General features: G+C 70.9%; 8 protein-coding genes. 1 reads left to right on the top strand and 7 read right to left on the bottom strand.

Going from position 1 to position 6,580, the window contains the following annotated elements:
* The first annotated feature begins 169 nt into the window (after nt 1–169).
* Complete coding sequence (locus ACT53R_RS13265; protein ID WP_476172357.1) at nt 170–1,099, top strand: DUF2167 domain-containing protein; 930 nt, start codon at nt 170–172, stop codon at nt 1,097–1,099.
* Between the two features lie 51 nt (nt 1,100–1,150).
* Here the strand turns inward: ACT53R_RS13265 and ACT53R_RS13260 are convergent, their stop codons facing one another.
* The 7 genes from ACT53R_RS13260 to ACT53R_RS13230 form a co-directional block, all read right to left on the bottom strand.
* Nucleotides 1,151–1,477 (bottom strand): lipid-A-disaccharide synthase N-terminal domain-containing protein, encoded by a 327-nt coding sequence (locus tag ACT53R_RS13260; protein WP_476172366.1) that lies wholly within the window; start codon nt 1,475–1,477, stop codon nt 1,151–1,153.
* Nucleotides 1,478–1,530: 53 nt separating this feature from the next.
* Complete coding sequence (locus ACT53R_RS13255; protein WP_476172356.1) at nt 1,531–2,271, bottom strand: glycosyltransferase family 2 protein; 741 nt, start codon at nt 2,269–2,271, stop codon at nt 1,531–1,533.
* A 76-nt stretch (nt 2,272–2,347) separates the two neighbouring features.
* Entirely contained in the window at nt 2,348–3,352 is a 1,005-nt protein-coding gene (locus ACT53R_RS13250) for a cyanophycinase (protein WP_476172355.1), read from the bottom strand.
* Nucleotides 3,353–3,429: 77 nt separating this feature from the next.
* Nucleotides 3,430–4,347, bottom strand: coding sequence for a ParB/RepB/Spo0J family partition protein (locus ACT53R_RS13245; protein WP_476172354.1), 918 nt, complete (start codon nt 4,345–4,347; stop codon nt 3,430–3,432).
* On the bottom strand, nt 4,344–5,159 hold the full coding sequence (locus ACT53R_RS13240; protein WP_476172353.1) for a ParA family protein: 816 nt from the start codon (nt 5,157–5,159) through the stop codon (nt 4,344–4,346). The genes ACT53R_RS13245 and ACT53R_RS13240 overlap by 4 nt, the downstream gene beginning before the upstream one ends.
* Before the next feature lie 130 nt (nt 5,160–5,289).
* Nucleotides 5,290–5,946, bottom strand: coding sequence for a 16S rRNA (guanine(527)-N(7))-methyltransferase RsmG (gene rsmG / locus ACT53R_RS13235; RefSeq protein WP_476172352.1), 657 nt, complete (start codon nt 5,944–5,946; stop codon nt 5,290–5,292).
* 9 nt (nt 5,947–5,955) lie between these two features.
* A complete protein-coding gene (locus ACT53R_RS13230) occupies nt 5,956–6,570 on the bottom strand; it encodes a 4'-phosphopantetheinyl transferase family protein (protein WP_476172351.1) in 615 nt (204 codons plus the stop codon).
* Nucleotides 6,571–6,580: the final 10 nt, after the last annotated feature.

Here is a 6,580-nt window from a genome sequence, read left to right as displayed (position 1 = left end):
CTTCATGAGTTCTCCTTGGTCTGTCGAGGGTAGAGAACTCACCTCCCGGGCGGCTACATGATTCGTCTCAGGTCAGTCGCATTGTCGCCGCCCGGATTGGCATCCCGTGGGATGCCGGGCACACTGCCGCTTCCGGGCGCGGGGGCGCCCGATTCGACGGGGATACCTCATGTTCAAACGATGGAGCCGGACCGCGCTGCTCGCGGCCTTGGTGACGGCGGCCGCCGCCTTCGCGGTCCACGCCGAGGCGCCGCAACCCTCCGAAGCCGAAGGGGCCACGCAGGCGAAGGCACTGGTCGACGGGCTGCATTTCCTGACCGGTGACGTCGGCCTGCCCGAGGCGCAGGCGCACTTCCGCCTCGGTTCGCAGTTCCGCTATCTCGGCAAGGAAGACAGCCGCAAGGTGCTGGAACAGTTGTGGGGCAACCCGCCGGACGACACGATCCTCGGCATGGTGGTGCCTGCATCGACGTCGTTGACCGACGACGACGGCTGGGCCGTGGTGGTGACATATGCCGACGATGGCTACGTATCCGACGAAGATGCGGCCAAGACCGACTACGATGCACTGCTCCAGCAGATCAGGCAGGAGACCGAGGACGGCAACGCGGAGCGCCGGAAAGCGGGCTACGGCGCCGTGCACATGATCGGCTGGGCGGTGCCGCCGCGTTACGACAACGCCAGCAAGAAACTGTACTGGGCGAAGGAAGCGGCGTTCGAGGGCGAGAGCCAGCACACGCTGAACTACGACGTCCGCGTGCTCGGTCGTCGTGGCTATCTCAGTCTCAATGCGGTCGCCGGGATGCCGCAGCTGTCCCAGGTGCAGGCGGGCATGCAGCAGTTGCTGCCGATGGCCGAGTTCGACCAGGGCGCGCGCTATGCCGACTACGATTCGAGCACCGACAAGCTGGCCGGCTACGGCCTGGCCGCGCTGATCGGTGGCGGCATCGCCGCAAAGACCGGCCTGCTGGCCAAGCTCGGCGTGCTGCTGCTGGCGGCGAAGAAATTCATCCTCTTCATCGTCATCGGCATCGCCGCGTTCGTGCGCAAGCTGTTCGGCGGCAAGGGCGGCAATGATCGCCAGGGCACGGTGCAGTAAGCCTCGTCGAAGCAGCGACTGCGGATCGTCGCACCGCGCGTGGTGCGACGATCAGTGGCTGTTGCGATCGCGGCGCCAGCCGCGGTGGCGGATGTCGAGGTACAGGCTGTAGCTTGCGGTAAACGCCGGGAACAGGTTGCCGAGTACGCCGACCGCGTCCTGCTTCGCCGACAGCGTGAAGTAGCTCAGCGTCATCAGGCTGCCGACGATGCTCATGTACCAGAACACGCGCGGGATCACCGGCTTGCCGGCGCGCTTGCTGGCGACGAACTGCACCAGCCAGCGGCCGCCGAACATCAGCGTGCCGACGATGCCGATCAGCTTCCACGGGCTCATGTGGATGCCGGTCCACGCCAGCCACGGGATCGGCGAATTCATGACGTCCCCGCCGCCGACGGCCTGGGCGGCGGACGCGGCTTCCGCGAGCACGCTCAGCGCTCCTCGACCGCGGTGCGCTTGCTGCGCACGATCAGCCAGGCCACGCCGCGCAGGTCGCGCAGGCCGACCAGCGCGCGGTTGAGGTTGTTGTACTTCGACACGCCGCTGGCGCGATGCCGGTGGTTCACCGGCACGCTGATCGTCTTCCAGCCCGCGCGCTGCATCAGCGCCGGCAGGTAGCGGTGCATGTGGTCGAAGTAAGGCAGATCGAGGAAGGCATCGCGCTCGAACAGCTTGATGCCGCAGCCGGTGTCGGGCGTCGAATCGCGCAGCATGCGGCTGCGGATCGCGTTCGCGAACTTCGATGCCCAGCGCTTGCTGCCGGTGTCCTTGCGGTCCACGCGCCAGCCGGCGAACAGCTTCACGTCGGCCGGCGATTCCTCGCGCTTCGCGAGCAGCTTCGGGATGTCGGCCGGGTCGTTCTGGCCGTCGCCGTCGAGGGTGGCGATCCACGCGCCGCGCGCGGCCTTCACGCCGGTGCGCACCGCGGTGCTCTGCCCGCTCTGGCTGACGTGGTGCAGCACCCGCAGCTCGGGCGTCGTCGCCTTCAGTCCTTGCAGCACGGCGAGGGTGTCGTCGCGCGAGTGGTCGTCGACGTAGACGATCTCGAACGCGCCGCCCTTCAGCAGCGCGTGGCCGCGCAGGGCGGCCATGATTTCGGAGATCAGGGGAGTGACGTTGTCGCGTTCGTTGAAGACCGGGACGACGACGGAGAGCACGGGTTCGGCGTTCATCCCGCCTAGGATACCGCCTGCGCCCCGGCCTGCCGACCGGGCCGCGGGGCGCGTCCCGGTCACGGCGTCGGGACGGTCAGTAGATCGCGCCGCCGGTCTGGGTCGACTGCAGCACGCCGGCCACCGCCGACACCGTGTAGCCGGTGCCGCCGCTGCGCTGCCAGGTGGTCAGGTTGAAGCCGTCGCCCGCCGCGATCCGGTCGACCACGATATTGCGGTAGGTCAGCGGCGTCTTCGCCTTGCAGACTTCCGGCAGGCCCGGGGCGCGCAGGAAATAGACGCGGCCGCTGCCGACCACGCTCGCCGTGCCCTGCGCGTCGACCAGCAGCGCGGTCTGCTCGTCCACGGCGATGCCGCGCGGCGCGGCGCTCCAGCCGTTGGTGGCGATCCGGCACAGGAAGCCCAGTTCGCGGCCCATGCGATCGCGGGCGGCGAAGTGCGGGTCGCCCAGCACGCCCTGCAGCACCGGCACGCGCGCGAAGTCGCGGCCGAAGCTCAGCGCGCGGTTGAACGGATCGGCCAGCGCCTGCGTCGACGTCGCGCTGCCGCTTTGTGCGGTGTAGACGAACTGGGTCAGCACGTTGAGGCCGGCGCTGGTGCCGCCGATCGGCGTGCCGCTGGCGATGAGCGCGTTGAGCGTGGTCTGCACCGGCGTACCGGTCCAGAAATTGATGTAGTTCGACTGGTCGCCGCCGGCGATCCACACCACCTCGGCGCGCGACAGCAGGTCCGCGACCGCCGGATCGTTGGCGCTGGCGAGGTCGGGGATGATCAGGGTCGCGACCGAATTGAGGTTCGGGCACAGCGCGCGGACGTAGGGGTTGTAGGCGTCGGTGCCGGTGGCGCGGATCACCAGGAAATCGCCGTTGCCGGCGCGCTGGCACAGCCACTGGAACGCGGCGTCGACATCGGTGCCGCCGCCCATCAGCACCACGCCCGGGGTGGGCACGGGCGCCACGTCGGCGGCGTTGCCGAGGCGGACGTAGGTGTAGGTCGGGCCCTTCGCGGCGTGGGCCGGCGCGATGGCCGGCGGCAACAGCGACGCGAGGGCGAGCGAGCAGAACAAGGCGAAACGGCGCATGAGCATCCCTGTCATGGTGGGCGGATGGCCGCCCACGTTACCGCCAATGCCGGCCGCGTGCGGCGGCCCGATCAGGTTCAGCCGCGGGTCTTCAGCCGATCGAGGATCCCGTCGAGGGTGTCGAGGTCGGTGTAGTGGATCACCAGCCGGCCCTTGCCGCCGCGGCCGTGGAGGATGTCCACCTTCGTCGCCAGCGATTCGCTGAGGTCGCGCTCCAGCGCGGCGAGGTCGGCCTGCGGCTTGGCCTTCGCGGCCTTCGCCGGCTTGCCCTTCACCGCGGTCGGCACCTGGCCGGCGCTGAGCTGCTGCACGCGGTGCTCCACCTCGCGCACCGACCAGCCGTGCTCGACGGCCTGGCGGGCCAGCGCGATCGCGGCCTGCGGGGTCAGCGACAGCAGGGCGCGGGCGTGGCCCATCTCGATCGCGCGGGTCTCGACCAGCGCGCGGATGTCCGGCGGCAGTTCCAGCAGGCGCAGCAGGTTCGACACCGCGGCGCGCGAGCGGCCCACCGCTTCGGCCGCCTGCGCGTGGGTGAGGTCGAATTCGTCGATCAGCCGCTGCAGGGCCTGCGCCTCTTCCAACGGGTTGAGGTCTTCGCGCTGGATGTTCTCGATCAGCGCCATCGCGACCACGGTGCGGTCGTCGACCTCGCGGATCACCACCGGCACTTCGGTCAGGCCGGCCTGGCGCGAGGCACGCCAGCGGCGTTCGCCGGCGATGATCTCGTAGACCTTGCCGCCCTTGTCCTTGTCGATCTCGCGGACGACCACCGGCTGGATCACGCCCTGGGCGCGGATCGATTCGGCCAGTTCGGTGAGTTTCGCCGGATCCATCGCGCGCCGCGGCTGGTACTTGCCGGGGGTCAGCGCGTCGATCGGCAGCAGCTTGAGGGTGTCGCCCGGCGTGGCTTCCAGCGCGGGCGCTTCGGCGGCGGCCTTGGGGCCGAGCAGGGCTTCGAGGCCGCGGCCGAGGCCGCGCTTCTTGGGGGCGCTCATGCGCGGGTCTCCGGAAGGGTGCCGCGCGCACCGGCGGCCTGCTGCGCGCGTTCGCGCTGGTGGCGGATGATTTCGCCGGCGAGGCCGAGGTAGGCGATGGCGCCGCGCGAGGCCTTGTCGTAGGCGACGATGCTCTGGCCGTGGCTGGGCGCTTCGGCCACGCGCACGTTGCGCGGGACGATGGTGCGGAACACCTTGTCGCCGAAGTGCGCGGTGAGATCCGCGGACACCGCGTTGGCGAGGTTGTTGCGCACGTCGAACATGGTGCGCAGCACGCCTTCGATCTCCAGCGCGGGATTGAGCTTCGCCTTCAGCGCGTCGATGGTCTGCAGCAGCGCGCTGAGGCCTTCCAGCGCGTAGTACTCGCACTGCATCGGCACCAGCACCGAATCGGCGGCGGTCAGCGCGTTGAGCGTGAGCAGCGACAGCGCCGGCGGGCAGTCGACCAGGATGAAGTCGTAGCGGTCGCGCACGCTGTCCAGCGCGCGGCGCAGGCGCTGCTCGCGGCCGGGCTCGTCCATCAGCTCGATCTCGGCCGCGGTCAGGTCGATGTTGCCGGGCAGCAGATCGAACCCTTCCGGGGTCTTCACGATCGCGTCCTTCGCGTGCATCTCCTCGAGGATCACGTCGCAGGTCGAGCCGGCGAGTTCGCGCTTGTCCACGCCGCTGCCCATCGTGGCGTTGCCCTGGGCGTCCAGGTCCACGAGCAGCACGCGCATGGGCGCCTGTGCCAGCGCGGCGGCGAGGTTCACCGAGGTCGTGGTCTTGCCGACCCCGCCTTTCTGGTTGGCGATGGCGATGATGCGGGCCATGAGGGGGGTCCGGAGTTCTCGTGTGCGGGCGAACGGGAACGCGTCCCGGGAAGGCGGGAGGCGCGGCCGAACCGCAGATTATGCCCGTTGCCGGCGCGGCCTGCCGGGCAGGCCGGGTCGATCCGCGGCGTCAACCGCCCGCGGGGGCGGTCCGGGCCACCGTCACCAGGTGCCGTTCGGCGTCCAGGCCGGGCACGGTCAGCGGCTGCACGTCCCTTGCCGCCCAGCCCGGCGGCAGGGCGGCGATCTCGTCGTCCGGGCGGGCGCCCTTCATCGCCAGCAGCACCCCGTCGGGGGTGATCAGGTGCCCGCCGAGGGCCAGGATCTGCGGCAGCGTGGCCAGCGCGCGGGCGGTGATCGCGGCGAACTGCCCCGGGCGGTCCAGCGCCTCGATGCGCGATTCGGCCACTTCGGCGTTGCCCAGGCCCAGCGTGCGCAGGGCCTCGCGCATGAAGCGCGCCTTCTTGCCGTTGGATTCCACCAGCGTCACGTGCAGCCCGGGCGTGGCGATCGCCAGCGGGATGCCCGGCAGCCCCGGCCCGGTGCCGAGGTCGGCCAGGCTGGGCAGTGTGGCCACCGCCGGCGCCATCGCCAGCGAGTCCAGCAGGTGCTTGACCACCATGTCCCGTGGATCGCGGATGGCGGTGAGGTTGTAGGCGGCGTTCCAGCGCAGCATCAGCGCGAGGTAGCGCGCCAGCGGGTCGGCCAGCGCGGCGTCGAGGCCGAGGGCGGCGAGGCCGGCGTCGAGGGTGTCGCGGGCGGCGGTGGGCAGGGCGGGGGCGTTCATCGCGGCAGATTATCCGCGAGCGGGGCCGTGGCCGTCCTCCGGTCGCGCCCGCCACGCCAGCGTCGCCCAGTAGCCGGGCTCGGGCGACCAGGCGTCGACCCGCCAGTCCCGCGGCGCGCCCAGCGCCGGGTCGCAGGCCACCAGTTGCGGCAGGCCGACGGGATCCAGCACGAAGTGCAGCTTCTCCAGTCCGAACGACAGCCCGTGGCCATGCGCCTTCAGCACCGCCTCCTTCGCGCACCACAGCCGGGTGAACGCGGAGTCCAGTGCAGCCGGATCGCCGGCCAGCGCCTCCAGCGCCGCGGTTTCCCCGGGATCGAAGTAGCGACGTGCGGTGGCCAGCGCCTTGGGGCGGGGCCGCAGCCATTCGATGTCCACGCCCAGCCGCATGCCGTCTGCGCAGGCCGCGATGAGGCGCTCGCCGCTGTGGCTCCAGTTCAGGTCGACGCGGTGGGTCCCCGCATTGAGGTACGGGCGGCCGCGGTCGTCGCGGGCGATCGTCAGCGCCGCCGGCGGCAGCGCCCACAGGTCGCCCAGCCAGGTGCGCACGCGGCTTTCGGCGTGTTCGCCCCGGCGGTAGGGCCACCAGGCGCAGCGGACGGGACCGAAACGGGCAGCGGGCATGGGCGGCGGG

It is taken from the genome of Lysobacter sp. DMC104 (assembly GCF_056313665.1).
This window is presented reverse-complemented; position numbering and strand designations above follow the sequence as displayed.